Annotated in this window: 26 protein-coding genes; 12 read left to right on the plus strand and 14 right to left on the minus strand. The window is 61.9% G+C overall.

All coding sequences use genetic code 11. The features are described 5' to 3' along the window. Window positions 1-58 precede the first annotated feature (58 nt). The 5 genes from ABLV49_RS15590 (at window position 59) to ABLV49_RS15610 (ending at window position 6,701) form a co-directional block, all read left to right on the plus strand. Window positions 59-2,611 carry a circularly permuted type 2 ATP-grasp protein gene (locus tag ABLV49_RS15590; protein WP_349277821.1) on the plus strand — a complete coding sequence of 851 codons (2,553 nt, stop codon included), beginning with the start codon at window positions 59-61 and terminating at the stop codon, window positions 2,609-2,611. Then, window positions 2,608-3,600, plus strand: coding sequence for a transglutaminase family protein (locus tag ABLV49_RS15595; protein ID WP_349277823.1), 993 nt, complete (start codon window positions 2,608-2,610; stop codon window positions 3,598-3,600). Before ABLV49_RS15590 ends, ABLV49_RS15595 begins: the two co-directional genes overlap by 4 nt. Window positions 3,601-3,699: 99 nt before the next feature. Next, complete coding sequence (locus ABLV49_RS15600) at window positions 3,700-4,629, plus strand: SHOCT domain-containing protein (RefSeq protein ID WP_349277825.1); 930 nt, start codon at window positions 3,700-3,702, stop codon at window positions 4,627-4,629. A 126-nt stretch (window positions 4,630-4,755) separates the two neighbouring features. After that, a complete protein-coding gene (locus ABLV49_RS15605; protein ID WP_349277827.1) occupies window positions 4,756-5,640 on the plus strand; it encodes a transglutaminase family protein in 885 nt (294 codons plus the stop codon). Window positions 5,641-5,804: 164 nt separating this feature from the next. Then, on the plus strand, window positions 5,805-6,701 hold the full coding sequence (locus ABLV49_RS15610) for a transglutaminase-like domain-containing protein (RefSeq protein ID WP_349277828.1): 897 nt from the start codon (window positions 5,805-5,807) through the stop codon (window positions 6,699-6,701). A 96-nt stretch (window positions 6,702-6,797) separates the two neighbouring features. Here the strand turns inward: ABLV49_RS15610 and galE are convergent, their stop codons facing one another. The 3 genes from galE to ABLV49_RS15625 all read right to left on the minus strand — a co-directional run bounded on the left by galE (window position 6,798) and on the right by ABLV49_RS15625 (window position 9,454). After that, on the minus strand, window positions 6,798-7,808 hold the full coding sequence (gene galE / locus ABLV49_RS15615; protein WP_349277830.1) for a UDP-glucose 4-epimerase GalE: 1,011 nt from the start codon (window positions 7,806-7,808) through the stop codon (window positions 6,798-6,800). A gap of 235 nt (window positions 7,809-8,043) precedes the next feature. Further along, on the minus strand, window positions 8,044-8,934 hold the full coding sequence (gene ypfJ / locus ABLV49_RS15620; RefSeq protein ID WP_349277831.1) for a KPN_02809 family neutral zinc metallopeptidase: 891 nt from the start codon (window positions 8,932-8,934) through the stop codon (window positions 8,044-8,046). 184 nt (window positions 8,935-9,118) lie between these two features. Further along, window positions 9,119-9,454, minus strand: a complete 336-nt coding sequence (locus tag ABLV49_RS15625) for a hypothetical protein (protein ID WP_349277833.1) — start codon at window positions 9,452-9,454, stop codon at window positions 9,119-9,121. Window positions 9,455-9,808: 354 nt separating this feature from the next. Between ABLV49_RS15625 and ABLV49_RS15630 the strand changes: the two genes are divergently transcribed. Next, the gene (locus tag ABLV49_RS15630) at window positions 9,809-10,207 is read left to right on the plus strand and encodes a hypothetical protein (RefSeq protein ID WP_349277835.1); all 399 of its coding nucleotides are present in this window, start codon (window positions 9,809-9,811) and stop codon (window positions 10,205-10,207) included. Between the two features lie 51 nt (window positions 10,208-10,258). Here ABLV49_RS15630 and ABLV49_RS15635 read toward each other — a convergent pair whose 3' ends face one another. Both ABLV49_RS15635 and ABLV49_RS15640 read right to left on the minus strand, forming a co-directional pair. Beyond that, window positions 10,259-10,471: a DUF2788 domain-containing protein gene (locus tag ABLV49_RS15635; protein ID WP_011800465.1), complete on the minus strand. Its 213-nt coding sequence runs from the start codon at window positions 10,469-10,471 to the stop codon at window positions 10,259-10,261. After that, window positions 10,471-11,337, minus strand: coding sequence for a DUF2189 domain-containing protein (locus ABLV49_RS15640; RefSeq protein WP_349277837.1), 867 nt, complete (start codon window positions 11,335-11,337; stop codon window positions 10,471-10,473). The genes ABLV49_RS15635 and ABLV49_RS15640 overlap by 1 nt, the downstream gene beginning before the upstream one ends. Window positions 11,338-11,505: 168 nt before the next feature. Between ABLV49_RS15640 and ABLV49_RS15645 the strand changes: the two genes are divergently transcribed. The 3 genes from ABLV49_RS15645 (at window position 11,506) to ABLV49_RS15655 (ending at window position 13,296) form a co-directional block, all read left to right on the plus strand. Next, on the plus strand, window positions 11,506-11,874 hold the full coding sequence (locus ABLV49_RS15645; protein ID WP_349277839.1) for a TraR/DksA family transcriptional regulator: 369 nt from the start codon (window positions 11,506-11,508) through the stop codon (window positions 11,872-11,874). A 42-nt stretch (window positions 11,875-11,916) separates the two neighbouring features. Beyond that, entirely contained in the window at window positions 11,917-12,291 is a 375-nt protein-coding gene (locus tag ABLV49_RS15650; protein ID WP_349277841.1) for a hypothetical protein, read from the plus strand. A 99-nt stretch (window positions 12,292-12,390) separates the two neighbouring features. Next, a complete protein-coding gene (locus ABLV49_RS15655) occupies window positions 12,391-13,296 on the plus strand; it encodes a DUF2189 domain-containing protein (RefSeq protein ID WP_415838014.1) in 906 nt (301 codons plus the stop codon). 60 nt (window positions 13,297-13,356) lie between these two features. Here the strand turns inward: ABLV49_RS15655 and dcd are convergent, their stop codons facing one another. Continuing rightward, a complete protein-coding gene (gene dcd / locus ABLV49_RS15660; RefSeq protein ID WP_029523828.1) occupies window positions 13,357-13,929 on the minus strand; it encodes a dCTP deaminase in 573 nt (190 codons plus the stop codon). On the opposite strand from dcd, the gene ABLV49_RS15665 reads away from it, so the two are divergent. Then, window positions 13,895-14,401, plus strand: a complete 507-nt coding sequence (locus ABLV49_RS15665) for a hypothetical protein (RefSeq protein ID WP_349277843.1) — start codon at window positions 13,895-13,897, stop codon at window positions 14,399-14,401. The genes dcd and ABLV49_RS15665 overlap by 35 nt on opposite strands. Window positions 14,402-14,428: 27 nt before the next feature. Here the strand turns inward: ABLV49_RS15665 and guaD are convergent, their stop codons facing one another. Together guaD and ABLV49_RS15675 are read right to left on the minus strand one after the other, a co-directional pair. Further along, window positions 14,429-15,730, minus strand: a complete 1,302-nt coding sequence (gene guaD, locus ABLV49_RS15670; protein ID WP_349277845.1) for a guanine deaminase — start codon at window positions 15,728-15,730, stop codon at window positions 14,429-14,431. Between the two features lie 26 nt (window positions 15,731-15,756). Further along, complete coding sequence (locus tag ABLV49_RS15675; protein WP_349281744.1) at window positions 15,757-16,119, minus strand: 6-pyruvoyl trahydropterin synthase family protein; 363 nt, start codon at window positions 16,117-16,119, stop codon at window positions 15,757-15,759. Between the two features lie 137 nt (window positions 16,120-16,256). On the opposite strand from ABLV49_RS15675, the gene ABLV49_RS15680 reads away from it, so the two are divergent. Further along, window positions 16,257-17,324 carry an RNA-guided endonuclease InsQ/TnpB family protein gene (locus tag ABLV49_RS15680; protein WP_349277847.1) on the plus strand — a complete coding sequence of 356 codons (1,068 nt, stop codon included), beginning with the start codon at window positions 16,257-16,259 and terminating at the stop codon, window positions 17,322-17,324. A gap of 13 nt (window positions 17,325-17,337) precedes the next feature. Here ABLV49_RS15680 and queE read toward each other — a convergent pair whose 3' ends face one another. Continuing rightward, on the minus strand, window positions 17,338-17,973 hold the full coding sequence (gene queE / locus ABLV49_RS15685; protein WP_349277848.1) for a 7-carboxy-7-deazaguanine synthase: 636 nt from the start codon (window positions 17,971-17,973) through the stop codon (window positions 17,338-17,340). A gap of 14 nt (window positions 17,974-17,987) precedes the next feature. Beyond that, complete coding sequence (locus ABLV49_RS15690) at window positions 17,988-19,055, minus strand: BMP family ABC transporter substrate-binding protein (protein ID WP_349277850.1); 1,068 nt, start codon at window positions 19,053-19,055, stop codon at window positions 17,988-17,990. Window positions 19,056-19,411: 356 nt separating this feature from the next. Between ABLV49_RS15690 and ABLV49_RS15695 the strand changes: the two genes are divergently transcribed. Next, entirely contained in the window at window positions 19,412-20,299 is an 888-nt protein-coding gene (locus tag ABLV49_RS15695) for a hypothetical protein (RefSeq protein ID WP_349277851.1), read from the plus strand. 88 nt (window positions 20,300-20,387) lie between these two features. On the opposite strand, the gene ABLV49_RS15700 is transcribed toward ABLV49_RS15695, so the two are convergent. The 4 genes from ABLV49_RS15700 to ABLV49_RS15715 all read right to left on the minus strand — a co-directional run bounded on the left by ABLV49_RS15700 (window position 20,388) and on the right by ABLV49_RS15715 (window position 24,483). Next, window positions 20,388-20,756 carry a hypothetical protein gene (locus ABLV49_RS15700; protein WP_349277853.1) on the minus strand — a complete coding sequence of 123 codons (369 nt, stop codon included), beginning with the start codon at window positions 20,754-20,756 and terminating at the stop codon, window positions 20,388-20,390. A 119-nt stretch (window positions 20,757-20,875) separates the two neighbouring features. Then, window positions 20,876-22,162, minus strand: coding sequence for a YbfB/YjiJ family MFS transporter (locus tag ABLV49_RS15705; RefSeq protein WP_349277855.1), 1,287 nt, complete (start codon window positions 22,160-22,162; stop codon window positions 20,876-20,878). Between the two features lie 29 nt (window positions 22,163-22,191). Continuing rightward, complete coding sequence (locus ABLV49_RS15710; RefSeq protein WP_349277857.1) at window positions 22,192-23,232, minus strand: adenosine deaminase; 1,041 nt, start codon at window positions 23,230-23,232, stop codon at window positions 22,192-22,194. 99 nt (window positions 23,233-23,331) lie between these two features. Further along, window positions 23,332-24,483 (minus strand): BMP family ABC transporter substrate-binding protein, encoded by a 1,152-nt coding sequence (locus ABLV49_RS15715; RefSeq protein ID WP_349277859.1) that lies wholly within the window; start codon window positions 24,481-24,483, stop codon window positions 23,332-23,334. Between the last annotated feature and the right edge of the window lie 41 nt (window positions 24,484-24,524).

Genomic DNA, 24,524 nt, shown 5'->3' on the forward strand with positions numbered 1-24,524 from the left:
CAACGCGGATGGTTCATTCTGAGCCATCCGCGTTTTTGCAAGAGAAATATCCGACCCCATGTTGAATCAACTACTTGCCGATTACCCAGCTTCGCCAGATAGTTTTGATGAAATGCTGGATGCTTCAAGCCAGCCACGCGCGCACTGGCGCACCCTGTTGGACAGCCTGGCTCACGAAGCCCCCGACGTCATGCGCAAACGCACCGAATCGGTGCAACGCCAGGTGCGCGAAAACGGCGTGACCTACAACGTCTATACCGACGACAAAGGGATGCAGCGCCCCTGGGATTTGAATGTGCTGCCGATGATTCTGCCGCACGACGAATGGGCGGGCATCGAGGCAGCCGTCATTCAGCGGGCGACGCTGATGAACCGGCTTCTGATCGACGTCTATGGCGAGCAGAAAATGCTCGAAGAAAGGCTGTTGCCACCGGCGCTGATTCATGGTCATGCCGGCTTCTTGCGCCCATGCCATGGCATCCGGCACAAAGACGGCATTGCCTTGCACTTTTATGCCATTGATCTGGCCCGCGCGCCCAACGGGCGCTGGTGGGCAGTGGCCGACCGGACGCAGGCGCCCTCCGGGGCCGGCTATGCACTTGAAAACCGTTCCGTCATTTCACGCACCTTTCCTGACTTGCTGCGTGATTTGAAGGTGCAGCACCTGGCAGGCTTTTTTGACACCATGCGCGACAGCCTGGCCCAATGGGGGCGCCAATGCGCGGCCAACGGCAGCGGCGGGGTTCCGCTGCGCAACAGCGAAGAGCCCCTGATTGTGCTGCTCACACCCGGTCCCTATAACGAAACCTATTACGAGCAGGCCTACCTGGCGCGCTATCTGGGATTGCCACTGGTCGAGGGCAGCGACCTGACGGTGCGCAACGGAATGGTATGGCACAAGACCTTGTCCGGCATGCAGCGGGTCCATGTGATCATGCGCCGTGTCGATGATGATTATTGCGACCCGCTTGAATTGCGGACAGACTCCGCGCTGGGCGTGGCCGGATTGACCGATGCGGCAAGGCGCGGCAATGTGCTGATTGCCAATAGCCTCGGATCAAGCCTGCTGGAATCGGGCGCGTTGCTCGGCTTCTTGCCGGCCCTGTGCAAGCGCCTGCTCGGTGAGCCATTAAAGATGCCTTCCGTGGCCACCTGGTGGTGCGGTGAGCCCGCCGCACTGGAAGAGGTGATCAAGAGGCTGGACCATCTCATCATCAAGCCAAGCGTTCCCCAGCTTCGGCAATTTCCCGTCTTTGGCAAAGACCTGACGGGCAATGCGCGCACGGCGTTCATCGACATGCTGCGCGCCAATCCCAAAAACTATGTGGCCCAGGAACTGGTCCGGCTGTCACAGGCTCCGGTATGGAAACCCGGTTCTGCCAGCGGTCTGAGCGCTCGCGCCATCGGCCTTCGGGTCTATGCCTGCGCCACGCCCAAAGGTTATGTGGTGATGCCCGGGGGGCTGACCCGGGTGGCGACAGGTTCGGATTCGCGCATCATCACCATGCAGCGGGGCGGTGGCAGCAAGGACACCTGGATACAGGCCAGCACACAGGCCGAGGTCCACGGCCTGCTGAAACGCACCATCACCAGCCAGGACTTGATACGCGACGATACGCATCTGTCCAGCCGCGTGGCGGAAAATCTTTTCTGGTTCGGCCGCAATGCCGAACGCTGCGACAACACCGCCCGCCTGTTGCGGGTCACACTGAATTTCCTGTTCAATGTCGGGCCCGCAAACCGTGGCGACGAGTGGCCGACGGTCGTGGCGCTGTGCACATGGTTCGGTCTGATCGACTCCCGGGAACAGGCGCAAAGTCGGGGCCAGGGGCAGTCTGCCGAGTCAGCGGCAATCCTGAACGATGCACGCATTGAAGCCGCACTGATGCAGGCCGTGGTATCACCAGACGTTTCGGGACTGGCCAGGCAGCAGCAGCAGCTCTACAGCAGTGCCAGCCAGTTGCGCGAACGTTTCTCGGTTGACAACTGGCGCGCACTCAACCAGATGGTGCAGAGCGTGTCCAGCGCCGACCACCAGTTGTCCCAATCGGAGGCGATGACCATTCTCGACGATGCGACAACCGCATTGATGACCATGTCCGGGTTCGCACTCGATGGCATGACCCGCGACCTGGGTTGGCGTTTCCTTTCCCTGGGGCGGCGTCTGGAACGCCTGCAATTTCAGACCGTCTCCCTGCAGCATGCGCTTGGCATGCAAGCGAATGGCAATCTGGACTGGCTGCTGGAGCTGTCCGACTCCATCATCACCTACCGCGCACGCTATCGGGCGCAGCCCGAATGGCTGCCGGTGCTTGACCTGCTTTTGCTCGACGAGAGCAACACCCGCTCCATCCTGTTCCAGCTCGACGGCGTCCTGAAAAGCCTGAAAAAAATATCGCTGAACTATGGCCCGTGCGGCGAAGAGCAACTGAGGCTGCTGAAGAACGAATTGGTCGCGCTGACGCCTGATACGGACTTGTATTGCGGCAATGTGCAGTTGATTGACCTGATGTACCGTATCCAGATTGCCAGCGCGCAGATGTCAGAGCACATCAGCGTACAGTTTTTTAGCTACACCGGCAATCATCAAACCAGGATACAGACAGCATGACCCCTTCATCAGCGTGCGCCGCTGCATGCGCGCGTTACCGTGTGGTGCACGAAACCCGGTACGCTTACCAGAGCGTGGTCACGCTCTCGCAGCAATACCTGCACATGACGCCGCGCTCTTTCGCCTACCAGCACATTGAGTCGCATGAGACCTGGGTGAACCCGATAGAAAACGATGGCGTCGATGGGATTGATTATTTCGGCAACAAAACCCGGCAAATCACGATCACCGCGCCGCATCAAACGCTGCTGGTGCATGCCGAATCGACGGTCGCGCTCATGCAGAGACACGATCTTTCCAGGATCAGGGGGACTTCTTCATGGGAGAGCCTGCGCGACCGGCTGCAGCAAGGCACGGACGCCGCCATGCTTGATGCCTACCGCTACCTGTATGCCTCGCCCCATGTGAATTGCAGCACGGATCTCGAACAGTACGCGCGCATCAGCTACACGCAAGGCCGGCCGCAGCTGGATGCCGCACTGGATCTGACGCAGCGCATCTTTGACGAGTTTGAATTCGACGATACGGCGACCGATATTTCCACGCCGCTGGACGATGTCCTGAAAGGCCGCCGGGGTGTTTGCCAGGACTTTGCCCAGCTGATGATCGGCTGCCTGCGAAGCCTGGGCCTGCCTGCGCGTTATGTCAGCGGCTACATCCTGACGCACCCGCCTGCGGGCCAGCCACGCCTGGTGGGTGCCGATGCCTCCCATGCCTGGGTATCGGTCTTTTGCCCGGGGCTGGGATGGGTTGATTTCGACCCGACCAACCGCTGCATCGTGCAGCGCGATCACATCACCCTGGGTTGGGGGCGTGACTTCAGCGATGTCACACCGATGCGCGGCGTGGTTCTGGGTGGCGGGGAACAGGAACTTGAGGTACGGGTCACGGTGACGCCCCTGCTCCTGAATGGCATGGAGCAGCAAAGCAGCGCGGAGCATTGGCAAATTGCCATGGGTGAGACACAACGCAGCGCCGCATCCCGTTAGCGTTAGGCCCGGCAACACTTTAAAACCCGGCAAGCCCCAGCCTCGGCGAAAAATACTTTTCGCTGTATCTTTATTCATTTCACATACCGAACGGTCACCATGAAACAACTTTCAACCAGCGGCCAGCAGGCCATCAACGACATTGCCCAGCGCCACGGATTCAGCACGGATGCAGTTTCAAGCATGCTCGAATCCGTCATCAACGGGAACGGCAGCATGGCGCAATTCAACCACCCCGAGTTCAGCGGCTCTGGCCAGTGGATGAGCGGCGGCATGACCATGGTGTCCGACATGTTCAACAGCCAGCTCAAGGGCCGCGTCGATTCCCTGTGTTCCGAGCTGGCCCGGCTGGTCGCCAACCAGCCCGACCTGCTCAGGAGCGGAAACTTCCAGTCGCAAAACCAGGGCGGCCAGCAGCAGAGCAACCATGCCGGCGAGCCATTCCAGAACGCTCAGGCGGCAGCGAATCCTTCAGCGAGCCTGTTTGTGGCACCTGCCCCCGGCACGTCGCCCGACTGGTGGCCGTCTGATTTGCGCTGGCCCAACAGCACCGGTGCCCAGAACGGCGTTCGCTATGCGTACTTCGCGCAGGCGCGCCGGCTGGTCATCGAGTTGAACGGCACAGTGACCGTCTATGACACCCAGGACCACCAGATCGGCGGGTTTTCACAGCAACAATCCTACGGCGGCTCGGTCACTTTTTCCAGCCAGTACGGAATGCTGGATGTGACCCGGCTGCCCATCGTGTCGGTCGATGGCGTTCAACAGAACACCCACGGCTTTGCCAATGCGCAGGCCACAGGGTCAGGGTTTGTCCCCGAAAATTTGCCGCCCGCACCGGTGTCACCGCCCTCCCCGCCTTCCTCGCCCGCGTTCAATTCCGCATCGCAACAGCGCTCCGGCAACGCCACGGCGGGCGATGCGGATATTTTCCTCATGATCGAGAAGCTTGCCGACTTGCGCAGCCGGGCCATCATCAGCGACGAAGAATTCAACGCGAAGAAAACTGAATTGCTGGCGCGGCTGTAGCCTGGGCCATCAGATCATCAAGCCGGGCAGTAGGACGCCTCCGACAGGCTGCACTGACAACGCCTGATGGCGTACTTGCATCAAAAAGCGCACCCTCTTGAGGCTGCACACCACCAAAGTCCTGAAGTGTCCGCCATCTTTGACATCACCCACACCACCCATTACCGATATGCCAGTTCGGTCAGGCTTGGCGAGCACCTGGTGCAGTTTCGCCCCCGTGACAGCCATGACCTGCGGGTGCTGGCAACCGACATGCGGGTCAACCCTGAGCCGGTGGACATTCGCATGTTTCAGGATGCCTACTCCAATTCCATCGCCCTCATCCAGCCACAAAGCCCGGCGGCCGAACTTCAGGTGGTCTGCTCGTCTTCGGTCGAACACACCGGCACCCGCGCAGTCAACTTTCCCATGAGCCTGCGGGCACGGCGGTTTCCGCTGGCTTACGACGACGAGGAACGCCTGGTGCTGCGCCATTTCATGACCCCGTTCTACAACGACCCGACCGGCATGCTGCAGGCCTGGGCCAACCAGTTCATCCGGCCCAACGGAGAAACCGGCACACGCGAGCTGCTGGTGGAAATGACGGAATTCATCCGCAACACCATGCGCTATCAAGCGCGCTTCAGCCGTGGCGTGCAGACGCCCTATGACACCTTGCGCCTGAAAAGCGGCGCCTGCCGCGACTTTGCCACGCTGATGATCGAGGCCGTTCGCCGGCTCGGCTATGCGGCGCGCTTCGTCTCGGGCTATCTCTACGCCCCGTGGCGGGACAGCGCACAGCAGCACAACACCGGCAACGGCTCCACGCACGCCTGGGTACAGGTTTACCTGCCCGACGCGGGCTGGATTCCGTTCGACCCCACCAACAACCTGATCGGCGGCACCGACCTGATCAGTGTCAGCGTGGCCCGGCACGCCAGCCAGGCCACCCCGCTCAGCGGATCATGGCACGGTTATCCGGGCGACTTTCTGGGCATGGATGTCAATGTCCAGGTGCGCAAACGGCCTTGATCGCCAGGCCGAACGGTCTTCATTGCCGGGCTTCGTCCTACAAAGTCACCTGCAGCCTGCTGATACGCCAGCCCGTGCAATGCGGCTTTAATCAAGGGTTAGCCGATTCAGCCTGAGCCATGCCTGCATGCCTCAAGGTTCGCCCTATCGTCCCAGGAACCCAGATGCTTGATATTCAAAACAACGTCAACAATGCCATGCAGCCCCAGAGCGGCGCCTTGCCCGTCAGCAATGCCATGCAGCCGCCCAACAGCAATCGCCTGCAAATCGACTGCACACTCGACTACGTCATCGACGGCCCGGCCGAATTTGTCTTCCTGATTCATGTGGCGCAAGGCATGGGCCAGACCCTGGTTCAGGAAAATCTGCAACTTCACCCGCCCGTCCCGTTCCATACTTTTTCCGATGACCGCTCAGGCAACCGTTTTCTTCGGCTGCAGGCCCAGGCAGGCCCGTTCAAGGTGGTTTACCGGGCCTTGGTGGACCGCCTGATCGAGCCCGACAACCTGAACGCCCCGGAAGTGCCGGTGCATGACATTCCCGACGACGTGCTGCATTTCCTGATGCCCACGCGCTATTGCGAGTCCGACCATCTGGGGCCGAATGCTGCCGAGCTGTTCGGTCGGCTTCCCCAGGGTTATTCGCGCGTCCAGGCCATCTGCGAATGGGTGCGCGGCAACATCGAATACCGCATCGGCTCGACCACGGCCACGACCACGGCGCGCGACGTGTTCATGCAGCGGGCAGGCGTGTGCCGCGACTTTGCGCACCTGGCGGTCACTTTTTGCCGGGCGCTGAACATTCCAGCCCGGCTGGTCAGCGGATATGCCACCTTTGACGAGCCGCCGCCGGACTTTCACGCCATCTTTGAAGCCTACCTTGGCGGGCGCTGGGTGCTGTTCGACCCGACGGCTATGTCGCCGCTTGACCAGGTGGTGCGACTGGCCAGCGGGCGGGATGCCAAGGATGTGGCGTTTGCCACCATCTTCGGCCCCGCGCGCATGACCTCGATGAGCCCCGAGGTCTTGCTGGTCAACCACAACGGGCCAGGCAACATCTAGAAGCGGGCCAGACCGGCCGCCGAAAAAGCTTGAAGTTGCTATTTAATTAATAGCTTGCATTGCATGTCCAGCATGCGAAAAATGCATTTTTCAGCATTATTTATAGCCATCCGGGTTGCCGCTTTGCCAGCGCCAGGCATCGGCGCACATGCCGGCCAGGCTGTGCTTGGCGCTCCAGCCCAGCAGGGCCTTCGCCAACGCCGTTTCGGCATAGCATTGCGCCACGTCGCCGGCGCGGCGCGGCGCGATCTGGTAGGGAATCGGCTGGTCGCTGGCCTGCTCGAACGCCTTCACCACCTCCAGCACGCTGTTGCCCCGGCCGGTGCCCAGGTTGACGGTGAAACTTTCGCCCTTTTCCAGCAGCGCCTGGAGCGCGGCCACATGCCCCTCGGCCAGATCCTGCACATGGATGTAGTCGCGCACTCCGGTGCCGTCCGGCGTGGCGTAGTCGTTGCCGTACACATTCAGGAAAGGCCGCTTGCCAATCGCCACCTGCGCCACGAAAGGCATCAGGTTGTTGGGAATGCCGCTCGGGTCTTCGCCGATCAGGCCGCTGGGGTGGGCGCCCACCGGGTTGAAGTAACGCAGCACGCCCAGTCGCCACGACGCATCGGCCACCTGCATCGCCGCCAGCATGTCCTCGATCACCAGCTTGGTGTGGCCGTAGGGGTTGGTGTGCTGGCGCGGAAAGTCTTCGGTGATCGGCACCGACGCCGGGTCGCCATAGACCGTGGCGCTGCTTGAAAACACCAGCGTCCGGCAATCGGTGGCCTGCATGGCGTCGAGCAGGCTGACCGCGCCGCCAATGTTGTTGCGGTAGTACTTCAGCGGCTGGGCCACGCTTTCGCCGACGGCCTTGTCGCCGGCGAAGTGCAGCACGGCGGCAATTTCATGGCGCAGCAGCAGGTCCGTGACCCATGGCGTGTCGAGCACATCGCCTTTTTCGCACACCACGGCCTGGCCGCTGATTTGCCGAAGGCGCTCAAGCACGGCCGGATGGCTGTTGGAAAAGTTGTCCAGGATGACCGGGGTGAGACCCGCTTCAATCAGCGCAACACAGGTATGGCTGCCGATGTAGCCGGCGCCGCCGGTTAAAAGTATGTTCATGGAGGTAATGCCCGATAAAGGTGGGAGATGCCTGAAGGATGTTGACTGGCCTGACTGCAGCCATCGTACCGGGCTGCGGACCCGGCCATGCATTTTATGCGCCTGATTTCGACAAAATCATGATGAAATTTGGCTTCTGCGCAATACCAGCGGGCATAAGGCGCTATCAATTCAGGAGTTAAACAGGTTTCTACGGATAAGCCTGGACTTCGCAAAAACAGCATCGGCGGTTTTTCTATAAATTCCGGGCGCCGAAGGTGTCGCAGGCCTTGATGGTGCCGTTTTTAAGGCCGGCATCAAACCAGCGCTGGCGCTGGGCGCTGGTGCCGTGGGTAAAGCTGTCGGGCACCACGGCGCCGCCGCCGGAGCGCTGCAGGGCATCGTCGCCAATTTTGGCTGCCGCGTTCATGGCCTCTTCCACGTCGCCCTGCTCCAGTATCTGGCGGGCGCTTTGCGCATGGTTGGCCCAGACGCCGGCAAAGCAGTCGGCCTGCAACTCCAGGCGCACGCTCAGGGCGTTGTATTCGACTTTGCTGACGCGGCCACGCATCTGGTCCATCTTGCCGCTGATGCCCAGCAGGTTCTGCACATGGTGGCCGACCTCATGGGAAATCACGTAGGCCTGGGCGAAATCACCGGGCGCGCCGAGTTTGTTTTTCAGGGTTTCGTAAAAACCGAGGTCGATGTACACCTTCTGGTCGTCGGGACAGTAAAAAGGCCCCATCGCCGCCTGGCCCTGGCCGCAGGCGGTTTGCGTCGCGCCGCGAAACAGCACCAGCCGGGGTTCCTGGTAAGTGCCGCCGCTTTTGGCAAACACGTCTTTCCAGACGTCTTCGGTATCGGCCAGCACGGTGGAGACAAATGCGGCCATGCGGTCATCGGCCGGCGGCCTTTGCGCGGGGGTTTGCTGCTGCACCTGGGCGGTGGGCGCACCGCCGCCGCTCAGCATGCTCAAAAGGGTGAGCGGATTGATGCCCAGAACCCAGCCGCCCAGCAGCGCCACCACGATGGTGCCAATGCCGATGCTGCGCCCGCCCAGCAGGCCGCCACCACCGCCGAAACCGCCGCCGTCATCGCTGCGCCGGTCTTCGACATTGTCAGATTCTCGATTGCCTTCCCATTTCATAGTGCCTCCGTGTACAGGGTAATGAACGCGCCGGGGCTACTGGCGGGCAGCCCGCACGAAAGGGAAATACTCAAGGGCTGGCAGCCAGGCCAGACTGTGCTGTTGGAATCATTCATGCGCCCATGGTAGCCAATCCGGCTCGATGAGGGTTGCTGGCCCGGACTGGTGCCGCATGCAGCCTGCATCACTGACGGGCAAACGCGGCCTGCATGAAGCCCTGGGCGTTGGGGGTGGCCGGCATGCTGGCTTCGCCTTGTGCCGCAAGCTGGGAAATCTGGGGAAGCTGCACATTGGCTTGCATTTCAGTCTCGGGCGTATAGGTCGAATAAGGGGTTAGGGATGCATTCACCTGCTCGATGCATTGCCTGCGTGCCGCACCCGAGTAGCTGGCCGAGCAGTTTGACAGGGCGATTTGGGCAGCGTTGTACTGCGCCTGGCGAAGATGGGCTTGTTCAACCTGCCCCCTCACCACCTGCACCAGGGCAGCCAGCAGCGACAGGAACGCAAGACTGGCGGCCACGGCAAGCAAAGCCCTGGAAGGGAGCCTGTCAACTTTTTTTACATGATCTGAAAACATCGCCCAACTCCGCTTTGTAACGCTGGACCGATGCTACTGGCCAGGCTGGGTGGCCAGTCCGGTTATTTTCGCCTCAATATGTAGGATAAAAGCGTCTTCACCGGCGTTGCCCTTGAAAAGGCCGGGCCGGAACCCTACAGGCAATTGGGACTGAATCCTTCAGCGAAGAGGCGGAAAGGGAAGATTTGCAGGCAGTGTTCAGACCTCAGGCTGGATGGTAAAAATGATGAGCAAGGCAATATCGGCGTTGATGGCCTGTACTTTTTCAACCGCAATCCCGACTTTGCACCCTATGCGGTGGCTGGCCTCGGCTATGTACGGGAAGGCCGCTCATTTGGCAATACAGAAGCCAATGACAACCTGCTGGTCAAGGCGGGTTTGGGCTTTACCAAGCAATTGAGCAAGAATGTTGACTTTCGCACGGACGCCCGCTACCAGTGGCATACCAACAAAACCGGGGCGCACAACCTGGGTGACTGGGTGATCTCTGCCGGCCTGAATATCTACTTTGGCGACAGAACGCCGGCCCCAGCGGCTTACGCGGCTGCACCTGCCTATGTGGCCCCTGCCTATGTTGCCCCAGCGCCCGAGCCCGCAGCAGTGACGCCAGCGCCTGCCGTGGCGCCTGTTGAACCTGCACCAGCGCCAGCGCCTTACGTGGCACCCCAGCGAGCCACCAAGCAAGATCGCAACTGAAGAACGGCATCTGATCTGAAGCATGGCCGTTCAAGCCGGCCGGCCCAGGCTTTATTTGCTTTCCAGCATCCACTGGATGAAGTACTTGGCGACAAAGCCCACCATGCCGAAAGCCAGCCCCAGAAAGATCACGAAGGTGCCGAACTTGCCCGCCTTGGACGACCAGGCGAGCTGGCCGATGATGAACAGCATGTAGAGCATGAAGGCCCCCACGCCGAATGACAGGCCGAAGGCTGCGACCTGCTCCTCCGAGTAACCGAACATCAGGCGGCTCCCTCGGGCGGCAGGCGTTCGGGCAGCGCGCTGGCATCCACCAGATCGCGGTAAGCGTGCCAGCTGGCGTGACCCAGCAGGGGCAGCAGCACGATCAGGCCCAGCAGCGTGACCAGGCCCAGCAGCGTCAGACCCATGATCAGGGCCGCCCACAAGGCCAGCGGAACCGGGTTGGTCAGCACCGCCTGCCAGCTGGTCAGCACCGCCTGCAGCACATCGACCCGGCGGTCAAGCAGCAAGGGCATGGCAATCACGCTGGAGGCAAAAATCGGCGCCGCCAGCAGGCCGCCCATGGTGAGCCAGAGTTCAAACACATAGTGGCCCGGGGCCAGCACGACATGGCGCAGGAAATCCAGCGGTGTGTTGATGGGTTCAACCGCCAGCAGGGTGATCAGCGCGGCCGACGTCAGCACCCAGCCGGTGCCGGCCAATGCCAGCAGCAGGCCAAAGCGCACCAGGCTCCAGTAGCCGCCCCTGGCCGCATAACGCGAGTATTGCCAGCGCGTCCAAGTCTGCACGATGAGCTGCGGATTGACCGGCTCGCCGCGTTCAATCGCCCGGCTGATGGCATACAGGCCGGTGGCCAGCACCGGCGCCACGACCAGAAAACCCGAAAAAGCACCGGCCAGCAGCCAGAAATGGTCGCGCGCCAGCAGCACCAGCAGGCCACCAAAAGCCGCTGGCACCAGGCCATGCAGCAGGCTCAGCCAGCCGCCGCGCCGCATGTCCTGCGCACCGCGCACCAGCCAGTTCAAAGGCTGGGCAAGGCTGATGCTGCGAATGCCGGGCAGCGCCAGGGCGCCACGGGTTGCCGGCGGCGGAAGGGGTGAAAGCGGAGGAAGTTTGGATGGAGGCACGATGGGTCTGAAGCTTACCTGCAAATTGCCTGGCGTAACTTGATGCAGGGCAACCCTGCAAGACAAAGTGAGCCATGCCCAGCAGGTATTGATGAGTGTTGACCCTTGTCAAGGAGTGGAGTTGCGCGCGGGCGCATCATGAATCCATACATAAAAGGAGATGCCCCAATGACCCCACAACAAGCGACGCCCTATCGCCAGCAACTGCTGGAAATGCGCACCGCCCTCCTTGCGCAAATGAGCGAGCAGCGTGGAGGCACGCTGGGCCGTGCGCAAGCTGCCGCAGAGCATTTTGAACGCCGCGAGGATTCCAGCGCGCAAGTGGCCACCGAACGCGAACTGGAGTTCGCCATCGGTGAGCGGGAAACCAATGAACTGGCCATGATCGACGCAGCCCTGGCGCGCATTGAAACCGGCAATTACGGCGAATGCATCGACTGCGGCACCGACATTGCGGCGCAAAGACTGCAGGCCAGCCCCGAAGTGTCGCGCTGCATTTCCTGCCAGGTAAAAGCGGAACAGCACCGTTCTGCCTGAAACCCGGTTTTTAAATTTTTCACCCCCTCAAGAAAGCAATGCATGAGCACTTTTCACGCCGTTACCTGGATCGACCATTCCGAAGCCCATGTGGTGATGTTTGACCGCGAACATGTGCAGGCCCAGCGGGTCAAGTCACGCAGCCACCACAAGCACCAGGGCAAGGCCGACGACAACAGCGCTTTTTTTGCCGACATTGCCGCTGCCCTGGCCGGTACGCATGAAGTGCTGCTGGCCGGCCCGGGCCTGGCCCGCAACCAGTTCCGCGAGTGGTGCAGCCATCACCAGGCCGCCGTGGCTGAAGTCATCGTGGACTCCGTGGTGGCCGACCACCCGAGCGACGCCCAACTGGTGGCGCTGGCGCGGGAGTACTTCAAAAAATTTGACAGCATGGCGGCTGATCCTTCCCTGGCTTGACCAGCCTGCCACGCAGCTTGGTATTTCCCTGATGGTCAAGGCAGGGGGAACTGGTTAGGCTGGGACTGATAAATATCTGTTCTCTCCACCCCAAGCTTCATGACCTCTCCCACTTCTCCTGCAGGCGGCAGTCCGCCGTCTGCGGCCCCCCTCAAAGCCCAGCCCCAGCCTGACGAGCTTCCCGTCATGGACACGCCCTATGTGCCGCCGCCCCCTGTCGGGCCGCAGGCCATGATGCGGCCGGTCGGCCCCGGCGCTCCTTTTGGCTGGCTGGCCGCCGGATGGCGCGACCTGAAGGCGCACCCCGGCATCGGCCTTTTTTATGGGCTGTGTTTCTGGCTCATGGCCATCACGCTGGGCGCCGTGTTTCGCGCCAAGCCTGAATACACCCTGACGATAGCCTCCGGCTGCCTGCTGGTGGGTCCCTTTCTGGCCATGGGCCTGTATGAAGTCAGCCGCCGCCGCGAACAGGGCCTCAAGCCCGAACTGGGGGCCTCGCTGACCTGCTGGGACAGCCACATCCGCAGCATGGGCATGCTGGTGCTGGTGCTGATCGTGCTGGAACTGCTGTGGGGCCGCGCCTCGCTGGTGGTGTTCGCGGTGTTTTTCAATACCGGCATGCCTTCGACCACCGGGGTGCTCAAAGCCGTGTTCAACCCCGACAACTGGGAGTTCATCGCCGTGTACCTGGCGGTGGGTGGAATGTTTGCGGCGCTGGTTTTTTCCACCGTCGTGGTGTCGATTCCGATGATCCTGGACCGCGACACCGACGCCGTTTCGGCCGCCATCACCAGCATCCGGGTGATTTTTTCAAACCTGGGCGTGATGCTGCTGTGGGGTGTTGTCATCACGGCGCTCATTGCCGTGGCGCTCCTGCCCTGGGGCCTGGGGCTGGTGGTGATCGGGCCGCTGCTCGGCCATGCCAGCTGGCATGCCTACCGGGGTACGGTCCGCTGGCAGGACGCGGCGGCAAAGCCGGATGACAACTCAGGTCAGGTCAACTGAAGAGGCCAGAACGGAATCCGGCCAATGCCGAGGCCAAAGCCGTATCAGGAAATCGCCAACTCACGCCTTGGGCAGCGTCACCCCGACCTGTCCCTGGTATTTACCGCCCCGGTCCTTGTAGCTGACTTCGCAAACATCGTCCTTGTCGCTTTCAAAGAACAGCACCTGCGCGCAGCCTTCGCCGGCGTAGATCCTGGCCGGCAACGGCGTGGTGTTGGAGAACTCCAGCGTGACATAGCCTTCCCATTCGGGCTCGAAGGGCGTGACATTGACGATGATGCCGCAGCGGGCATAAGTGCTTTTTCCCAGGCAGATGGTCAGCACGTTGCGCGGAATGCGAAAGTACTCGAGCGTGCGGGCCAGCGCAAAGCTGTTGGGCGGAATGATGCAGCTGTCGCCGTGCATATCGACAAAACTTTTTTCATCGAAGTTTTTCGGGTCCACCACCGTGCTGTGGATGTTGGTGAAGACCTTGAACTCGGGGGCGCAGCGGATGTCGTAGCCGTAGCTGGAGGTGCCGTAGCTGATGATCTTGTGGCCGTCCCGCTCGCGCACCTGCTTCGGCTCAAAGGGCTCGATCATGCCGGTGGTTTCGGCCATGTGGCGTATCCATTTGTCGCTTTTGATGCTCATCGTTTGCTTCCCATGTCTGCCGGGCATTGTAAACGTGCGTCCCGCTGGCGCTGGACGCCGCGCTGTTGCGACGGCACCTCAGTGGACATGTGTTTTTTTGTTGCAGTGCAGCAAAAACATATTGTCACATATATACTTGAAAATCATCATTTTCGTTACAGGAGAAACACCTATGAAACACGCAAACATGATTTTCGGCGTTGCACTGCTGCTGGCCAGCAGCCTGTTGCCCGTCCAAGCGCAAAACCCGGTGGTAGCCAGCCCATCAGCGCAAGAAAGCCCAAACCGCTGCCAGGCCGAGATTTTCAAGTTTGAGCGAATCCTGAGCTTCATTCGTGAGTCCCAGGGCCTGCAAGCCGCTGCCCTGATCAAGGAAAAGCTGCTGCCCGCCAAGGTGGAAAACGAAATTTTGAACAAGGACGGCTATTGCGGCCTTGCGCGCCATCTGCGCGATAAGAAGCTGACCAGCTGAAACGCCTGGCGCCAGATCGCTGCCTCATCACGCGGCAGATGCAGGAGCGGCAATCACCACCCGTTCCACCAACCGGTCATCACCCAGCACGATCATCGAGAACAGCAGTTCGTCCAGGCTGGCCGCCTGGGCGGTCTTGCGGGCCAGCAGTGGCGTGGCCTGCGGATTGAGCACCACAAAGTCAGCCTCGCAGCCGGGTAGCAGGTTGCCCACCACGCCTCCCAGGCCCAGCGCCTGCGCGGCGCCGCCCGTATGCTGCCACCACAGGTGTTGCGGGCTCAGTGACACGCCGGGCTTGGTCTGCCCTTCCCGGCCGACGTAATACGCCGCCAGCATGGTGTGAAACGGACTGAACGAGGTGCCGCCGCCGACATCGCTGGCCAGTCCGTAGCCAAAACCCACGCGGTCGGCGCCTTCGTAGTCAAAAAACCCGCTGCCCAGGAACAGGTTGCTGGTCGGGCTGACGGCGGCGGCCGCACCCGTGCTGCGCATCAGCGCGCGGTCTTCGTCGTCGAAATGGATGCAGTGGGCGTAGATGGCGCGCGGTCGCATCAGGCCGAACTGCTCGTACACGCTCAGGTAACTGCGGGCCTCGGGATACAGGCCCTTGACCCAGGCGACTTCATCCTTGTTTTCGGCGACATGCGACTGGATCCACACGTCCGGGTATTTCGCCGCCAGCTCGCCGGCACCGCGCAGCTGGGCCGCGCTGCAGCTCGGAACAAAGCGCGGTGTGATGGCGTAGCCCAGCCGGTCCACGCCATGCCAGCGCCGGATCAGCGCTTCGGTGTCGAGCAGGCTTTGCTCCGTTTCATCGCGCACGCCATCGGGTGAATTCTGGTCCATCAGCACCTTGCCAGTGATCAGGCGCAAATTGCTTTTTTGCGCTTCGGCAAACAGCGCGTTGACCGATTCGGGATGCGAGGTCGCGAATGCCAGCGCCGTGGTGACCCCGTTGCGCAGCAGTTCTGCTATGAAAAACATAGCTGCCTGCGCACTGTAGTCGTGCGCAGAGAACCTTTTTTCATGCGGAAACGTGTAATTCTCCAGCCACGGCAGCAAGCCCTCGGCCGGCGAGCCGATCACGTCGATCTGCGGATAGTGGATGTGCATGTCCACAAAGCCCGGCGCGATGATGCGGCCGGGAAAATGCTCGGTCGGCACATGGGCGAAGCGCGGCGCCAACTGCTGATAAGGCCCCACCGCCTGCACCGCCTGCACCACCTGCCGACCTGCGGCATCCGGCCCGACGACCAGCAGGCCGTCCGATTCCAGCACGGCCTGGCCAGGGCCGGAAAAGTAAAGTATCGAGGCGCGATAGGCTTTCATGGCGGCAAGATTACCTGATTCCAGGGTTATCGGCTGACCCGGCAGCCATCGCCAATCGAGGTGCGCCAGACCCGTACCGAGGTCAGCGCCGGCAGCGCGGGAAGCAGCTTTCTGAAGATGAACTGGCACAGGTTTTCCAGCGTTGGCGGACCCAGGCCCTCCACTTCGTCGAGCAGGTGGTGGTCGAGTTGCTCGCGCAGCAGCGCCACCTCGCGCCGCACCAGCCCCAGGTCGATCACCATGCCGGTTTTCGGGTCGGGCCGGCCGGCTAGGCAGACTTCGGCGTTGTAGGTGTGGCCGTGGATGCGCTTGCTGCTGGCGGTTTCAATCGCCCGGTCCAGCGTGTGCGCGGCATCGAAAAAAAAGGTCTGGCTCAGCTCGCACATCATCATTGAAACGCCGTTCATCAGTGATTTTCCCGAGAAACCCCGGCCTTCAGGCCGGGGAGGCAGAGGGTGGCAGCGAAGCTGCCGGGCTGTTGGGGTTGCATGTTGTGGGCTCCTGTTGGGTTGTGTACGATAGAAAAATGATCCTCGTTTACAGATACCGGGTGAAGTCGCTCAATGGCTTGCTGAACCAGCAAAGCCGGGCAGTGAACTTCGTCTGGAACTTCTGCAACGACCGGCAAAAAGACGCCTTGCGTTTTGGCCGGCCCTGGCACAGCGGCTTTGACCTGAACAAGCTGACCATGGGTAGCAGCAAGGAGTTGGGCCTGCACTCGGGTACGGTCAACGCCGTGTGCGAACAGTACGCCAAGTCGCGTTCGCAAAAGAAACGCCCGTACCTGCGCTACCGGGGCATGAGGTCGCTGGGCTGGGTGCCGCTCAAGGGGCGGGAACTCAAGCGCGAAGGCGATGCCTTCCGCTTTGCGGGCAACACGTTCCGCGTATTCAACAGCCGCGCGCTGCCTGCTGGCAAGATCAAGGACGGGACGAACTTTTCCCGCGACAGCCGGGGTAACTGGTTCCTGAACATCGTGATTGATGTGGAAGCTGTTGCGGCTGATGTTCGCCAGCCCGTCAAGGGCGTGGGCATTGATCTGGGGCTCAAGGACTTCGCCACCCTGTCCACGGGGGAAAAGCTCGAAGCGCAGCGCATCTACCGGGGCGCCGAGGCAGCGCTGGCCATCGCGCAGCGGGCGGGCAAAAAGAAACGCGTCACGGCGATACACGCCCGGATGGCCCATCGCCGCAACGACTTTCACCACAAACTCTCCGCCCGCCTGGTGTGCGAGTTTGACTACATTGCGGTAGGCAACGTGAATGCCGCCGGCCTGGCCAAAACGACCATGGCCAAGTCCGTTCTCGATGCCGGATGGTCGTCCTTCAGGAATCAACTGGCGTACAAGGCTATCAAGCATGGCGCGTGGTTTGAAGAAGTGAGTGAGAGTTATACAACCCAGACCTGTTCGGATTGCGGCACGCTGCCCGATTCGAGGCCGAAAGGTATCACAGGCCTTGGAATAAGGAATTGGATGTGTTCGGGATGTGGATGTCTGCATGACAGGGATGTGAATGCCGCCAGAAATATCCTGAACAAGTTCTCTTCCCGTGCCGGGCATGGCACGCCAGCAGTGGGAATCCCTGTCCATTAGGGCGGGGAGGATGTCAACGGATGCCCGTGATCTTGTGCGTCTGCAGGCTGAGCCGCCAGGCGGGCTTGGCCAGGCACAGCGCGATGCAGGCTTCGGTATTGTTGCGCCACGCGGGATTGTCCATCGGCTGCAGGTAGCGGTGCGTGAAGCGGGCGGCTTCGAGTTCGGCCCAGTCAAGCGCTGGCTGCGGCCAGACCACCTTGAGTTCATGGCCTTCGCGCTGGATCCACGGCGCGCCGGCCTTTGGGCTGACGCAGATCCAGTCGATGCCCTCGGGCGCGGCAATCGTGCCGTTGGTTTCCACGGCAATCACAAAACCGCGCGCATGCAGCGCAGCGATCAGCGCGCCATCGACCTGCAGCAGCGGCTCGCCGCCGGTCATCACCACGAAGCGGTGGGCGCTGTCGCCGGCAGGCCACTGGGCTTCGATGCAGCCCGCCAGCGCTTCGGCATTTTTGAACTTGCCGCCCAGCGTGCCGTCGGTACCAACAAAATCGGTGTCGCAAAACCGGCAGACCGCCGTGGCCCGGTCCGGCTCGCGGCCCGACCACAGGTTGCAGCCGGCGAAACGGCAAAAAACCGCCGGTCGGCCGGCATGGCTGCCCTCGCCTTGCAGGGTGTAGAAAATTTCCTTGACTTGGTAGCTCATGATGATTTCCCGGTTTATTGCGTCAGCTTGCCCTGAACGCCCTGCACCAGGAAGTTCATGTTCAGAATTTTTTCGTCGGTGAAGGTCTTGCCGGCCGCCAGCACTTCATGGCCTTCGTTGTCCAGCAGCGCGGTGCGCGCCTTGAAGGGATGCAGCCTGCCGGCGGCAATGTCGCGCTGGCGGGCCATGACTTCGTCGGCGACGGGTTTCGACACCCTGGGGCCAAAGCTGTCAACGCGGATCATGCCTTCCTTCACACCGCCCCAGAGCGCGCCGCTCTTCCAGTTGCCGGCAAGCACGGCTTGCGCACGGCTTGTGTAATAGCGGCCCCACTGGTGCGTGATGGCCAGCACCTGCGCATCGGGCGCGACCTTGCGCATGTCGGAATGGTAGGCCACCGCCAGCTTGCCGCGCTCCTGGGCGGCGCGCATCACGGCGTCCGAGCCGGTATGAAAAGCCATGATTTCAACGCCCTGGTTGAACAGCGTCATGGCCGCTTCGCGCTCGCGCGGCGGGTCGAACCAGGCGCCGAGCCAGACCACCTTGACAGTGGCCTTCGGGTTGACCGAGCGCATGCCCAGCGTGAAGGCATTGATGCCCTGGATCACCTCGGGAATCGGAAAACCCGCCACATAACCAGCGCTGCCGGTCAGCCGTCCGGCAGCAATGCCGGCCAGGTAGCGGCCTTCGTAATAACGCGCATTGGCCACCGCCACGTTGGGCGCGGTCTTGTAGCCGGTGATGGATTCGAACTTCACGTCCGGAAAGTCTTTGGCCACCTTGAGCGTCGGCTCCATGTAGCCAAAGCTGGGCGTGAAGATCAGCTGGTGGCCCTGGCTGGCCAGGTCGCGGATCACGCGTTCGGCGTCGGCGCCTTCGGCCACGTTTTCGACATAGGTGGTCTTGACCTGGCCGCCCAGCGCCGCCTCGACCGCCTTGCGCCCTTCGTCATGCTGGTGCACCCAGCCGGCATCGGTGACGGGTGCGACATACACAAAGCCGATCTTGAGCGGCGGCGATTGGGAAAAAGCGGGAGAAATAAAACAGGCGGCCACGAGCGTGGCAGCGAGGTTTTTATACATGGTAGTCCTCTACATGGCCCCGAAATAAAAACATCAGCGCACCGGGACAGCACGCTGACGAAGGTATTTTAAGGGAGCGGATCCCTGCACGCGGCCGAAGGCGTCCTTGTCGTGACAGGCGAGTCAAGCTAGACTTTAAAGAAGGTGCGAGAAAGTGTCGGCGCGTCCAGCCGATTCGTTCTGGCCGCCCCCGCTGGAGGTCGCGGGATGGCGCTGCTTTCCGGTGGCCTTGAGAATCATGCGGGAGCTAGATCATGAGTGCTTTAAGGTGGGTTATGCGGGCCTGCAAGTCCGTGCTTTTCATGTTTTCGGCTTCGGTGGCAATGCATGCCGGAGCCGAGGCCAAGTTTGACGCCATGGATCCGCTTGGGACGGTGCGCAAGGACCGGCCTTCAATAAAGCAGGCCATGGCTATCGATGTCGCCCCTGGGGATTGGGGAAATGCAGAGGTTCGGGACATCAAGCGGGTGCTCGACTCGGTCGCCGGGGAACTTCTGACCCACGCCGGGATTTCTGGTGGCGACCTCAGCATCCGCGTGATTCCGCGCCACGGCTCGCCCAAGGTGCTGTATGAGCGGGGTGCGCAAGGGCAATACGTCATCCAGCTGACCGCCAGGGACGAACGCTGGTTCCAGTATGTCTTTCAGTTTTCCCACGAACTGTGCCATGTGCTGTCAAATTTCGACCACAAGGAGCCCATCGGCGACGGAAAAGTGAACGAAAGCAACCAGTGGTTTGAAGAGGCGCTGTGCGAAACCGCGTCACTCTTCACCCTGCGGCGGCTCGCGGTCGTCTGGGAGACAAATCCGCCGACGCGGAACTGGTCCGGTTACGCACCCCAGTTTTCCGCCTACGCCAGCCGCCTGATGGCTGAGTCGCACCGCCATCTGCCTGCCGGCCAATCGTTCCCTGACTGGTATGCGCAGAACCAGGCCGCCTTGAGCAGCAACCCCTACCTGCGCGAAAAAAACGAACTGGTGGCCGCCCATCTCCTGCCATTGTTCGAAGCGCATCCCGAACTGTGGCAGTCCATTGCCTACCTGAACCCCAGGAAAGCCAGCGCCAGCACGCCGTTTTCGCAATACCTGGCGGACTGGCAAGCGGCGAGTCTGGACAAGACGCTGGCCAAGCAGGTGCAAGCACTGTTTGGCTTGCCCTACGCTGGGCAAATCAACAAGATGGACGGCAGCGAATCAGCCGAGAAGAATTTGCCGCTGCTGCGCTCGTCCCCCGCGAGTCCTTAAATGGACCTGCGGGAGATTGACCATCTGCCGGGTCGCGGTCTCCAAGGCTGTGAACCGGAACGGCCCGATGGCGATGAACAGGCACCCTTTACTGCGCCTGTTTCTGTTTGATGACAAAGTTGACGGCATCGACGTAATTGTTGAACCACATCGAACCGGTGTCCGGCATCCGGAAGCCTGCGACATAGCCGTTGAATCCATCCAGCGGACCGTTCGGACCGGCTGCGCCATAGGGTTGCGTGCTTTCCTGCAGGGCAATTTGCTGGTTGAGTTCCTCGACGTAGTAGTCGAACCATCCAGAACCGGTGTCTTGGCCGGCCATCATCCCGACCATTTCATTGAAGGCATGGTCCGATCCCGACACGGCCGTCTCTGCGCTGATCGGGGTTGCCACCAAGGCAACACAGGCCGCGACAGCGGCAGAGATCGAAGCCAAACCTGATTTTGAAGCTTTCATGGCATTCTCCTTCGAGTGCATAACTTTTATAGGCCGAAGTTTGTGTCTTGTCAATCAGCATACTGAGCCAAAAAGGGCAGGAGCCCGAAGCGGGGACGCATGCTCGACCCGCCCTCCACTCAAACCCGTGCGGACGCTTCGCCTCTGCGCAGCGCCGGGTAGGCCCTGACCATCCAGCCGAACAGCACCGCACCGGCCAGCAAGGTGCTGGCCGCGATTTCCAGCGACAGGGTGAATCCTTCGCCGGTGGTCGCGGTATGCCTGAGCAGCAGCGCCACCAGCGGCGGGCCGAGAATCTGCCCCACGCCATAGGTCGCGGACAACAGCCCCATGAAGCTGGCGGCGGTGGCCGGACGCAGGCGCCGCGCCTCCTGCATCGCAAAAAAGGTGATGGCAGTGAACGGCAGGCCCAGCAGCAGGCTGCCGATGGCAAAGCCTGCCAGGCTGGGGCTCCAGAGGCTGGCCGCGATGCCGGCCGCCTGCAGGACATAACAGCCCGCCAGCAGGCCACGGAAGTCTTTTCCGGGCGGCAGGCGGGTGGCCAGCAGCGCACCCAGGGTGACGCCCAGGCCGAAAAGCGGCCAGAACAGGTCCAGCCACGCCGAACCGGGCAGCGCGGCGCGGGCAATCACCGGCAAAAAGGTGGCGCTGATGATGTAGCCGAAGCCGGCCAGGCCATAGGCCAAGGCGAAAACCGTGACTTCAGCCATGCCGTGGCGCACCGGCTCCAGGCCGGGCGCCCCTGGCGCAGACAGGGCAAGCGGGACCAGGCGTTCATTTCCGCCGCCAAGAACCTGCCAGACCGTGGCCGACAGCCCGAACGCCAGCACGCCAAAAATCAGCCAGCCGGTGGCCGCCGTCCAGTGCAGGGACACCATGCCGCTGGCCAGCAGGCCGCTGACGACAATGCCCGCGCCGGGACCGGCGTAAATGACGCCGCCCATGGCCGGCACGCCCAGCCGCGACAGGCGCGACAGGCACCAGCCCGAGGTATAGACAAACACCACCGCGCTGGTGATGCCGGCGGCAAGGCGCAGCACCGGCCAGGCGGCCGGCAACTGCCACGCCATGGCCAGCGTCAGCGCGCCGGTGGCCAGCAGCCCGGCGCGCACCAGCGATGCATAGGCCAGCGAAGGCAGCCAGCGCAGACGCGCCCAGATCCACGGCTGCAGCGTGCAGAAGATGGCACCCAGCATGTAGCCCAGGTAATTGGCGCTGGCCAGCCAGCTGGCGCCCGGCAGATCGACCACGCCGTCGCTGAGCATCATGGGCAGGATGGGCGTGAAGGCAAACCGGCCGATGCCCATGGCCACGGCCAGCGCCACCAGCCCGGCCAGCGCGATGGGCCAGGCGCCCGATGGGGTGGATGCGGTGGGTCGGGTTGCCTGTTTTTCGGTCAGCGCCATGAAGGTATTTTTCTTTTCTATGCCAGCGTCTATTGAAACGTCGCGAAGGTCTCGTCAAGCCGGCCGATATGGCGCGCCTTGGCCGCGTCATCGATGAAGCTGGCCTCGAAACTGTTGCGCGCCAGCCGGTAGGCGTGTTCGGCATTGAACGGGCCGGCGGCAAAGGTCTGGGTGAAGTTCTCGTTCATGTAGCCGCCAAAGTAAGCCGGGTCATCCGAGTTGACGGTGGCCGCCAGCCCGGCCTCTAACAGCTGGCGCAGGTTGTGGCTGGCCAGGTCGGGGAACACGCAGAGCTTGAGGTTGGACAGCGGGCACACGGTCAGCGCGATGCGGTCCCTGGCCAGCCGCTGCATCAGCAAGGCGTCACGGCTGGACTGAACGCCGTGGTCGATGCGCTCGACCTTGAGCACATCCAGCGCGGTCCAGACATAGGCCGGCGGCCCTTCCTCGCCAGCATGCGCGACCAGGTGGAAACCCAGTTCGCGGCAGCGCGCAAACACGCGGGCGAACTTTTCGGGCGGATTGCCGACCTCGCCGGAATCGAGCCCGATGCCGATGAACTTGTCCTGAAAAGGCAGCGCCTGCTCCAGCGTTTCAAAGGCCGCCTCTTCGCTCAGGTGGCGCAAAAAGCACAGGATCAGCGAGGCGCTCACGCCCAGTTCGGCCTTCGCATCGACGCAGGCGCGGTGCAGGCCGTTGATGACGGTTTGCATGGCTACGCCCCGGGCGGTATGCGTCTGCGGGTCGAAAAACAGTTCGGTGTGGATCACGTTGTCTTCTGCCGCTTTCAGCAGGTAGGCGTGCGCCATGTCGTAGAAATCCTGCTCCGTCAGCAACACGCTGGCGCCCGCGTAGTAGATGTCCAGGAAGCTCTGCAGGTTGGTGAAGGCATAAGCGCTGCGCAGCGCGTCCACGCTGGCATAGGGAAGCGCCACGCCGTTGCGCCGGGCCAGCGCAAAGATCAGTTCGGGCTCCAGCGAGCCTTCAATGTGGATGTGCAGCTCGGCCTTGGGCATGAGCCTGAGCAGCGCGGGCAGGCGGTCGGCGGCAACGGGTTTGACAAGCTTCATTTCAATATCCTGAAAAAAGAAAAAGCCGCCCGAAGGCAGCTTGAAAACTGACAATGCGAGCGCTCCGGCCACAGGGCACGGAGCATCGCGTCATTATCTTCAGTTACCCGGAACCTTGCCTTCGACGCCCTTGACGTAGGTCTTCAGGCCGCCCAGGAACTTGTCGTCGGCGACCACATCCTTGGCCAGCAACTCCTTGCCGGTGTTGTCCATGATCGGGCCTTTCCAGATCGAAAAGCTGCCATCCTTCAGGCCGGCCTTGACTTCGTCGATGCGCTTCTTGGTGTCGTCGGGCACATCGGCGGCGATGGAAACCAGGTCAATCGCGCCTTCCTTCACGCCCCACCAGGCCGAGGTGCCGCCGGCCCACTTGCCTTGCAGCGCGTCACCCACGGCCTTGACGTAATACGGACCCCAGTTGATGACGGCCGAGGCCAGATGGGCCTTGGGGCCGTAGGCGGTCATGTCCGAATCCCAGCCGAAGGCGCGCTTGCCCATTTTCTCGGCGGTCTGCAGCACGGCCGACGAGTCGGTGTTCTGGAACAGCACGTCGGCGCCGCCGTTGATCAGCGCGGTGGCGGCTTCGGTTTCTTTCGGCGGATTGAACCACTCGTTGACCCAGACCACCTTGGTCTTGATCGCCGGGTTGACCGACTGCGCGCCGAGCGTGAAGCTGTTGATGTTGCGAACCACCTCGGGAATCGGCACCGAGCCGACCACGCCCAGCGTGCCCGTCTTGCTCATCTTGCCCGCCACCACGCCGGCCATGTAGGCGCCTTCGTAGGTGCGGCTGTCGTAGGTGCGCATGTTGGCGGCGGTCTTGTAGCCGGTGGCATGCTCGAACTTGACATCTTTCAAGTCATTGGCGACCTTGAGCATGGGCTCCATGTAGCCGAAGGTGGTGCCGAAGATCAGCTTGTTGCCCTGCCCGGCCATGTCGCGGATCACGCGCTCGGCATCGGCCGACTCGGGGACTTTTTCGACAAAGCTGGTGACGATCTTGTCGCCGAACTCTTTTTCGACCGCCTTGCGGCCGTTGTCATGCGCGTAGGTCCAGCCGCCGTCGCCGACCGGGCCGACATAGGCAAAAGCGACTTTCAAAGGTTCGGCCTTGGCCGGAGCGGCGGCGGCCGGTGCGGGCGCAGGCGCTGGCGCGGCCTCCTCTTTCTTGCCGCAACCCATCAGGGCCGCCGCAGCCACCGCCGAGAGGGCCGCCAGCTTGAGCAGGGAGCGTTTTTGCAGGTCTGTCATGTCATGTCGCTTTCAATCAAGGGTCAAAAAAATAGAGGCCG

The organism is Polaromonas hydrogenivorans (genome assembly GCF_040105105.1).
Lineage (GTDB): Bacteria > Pseudomonadota > Gammaproteobacteria > Burkholderiales > Burkholderiaceae_C > Polaromonas > Polaromonas hydrogenivorans.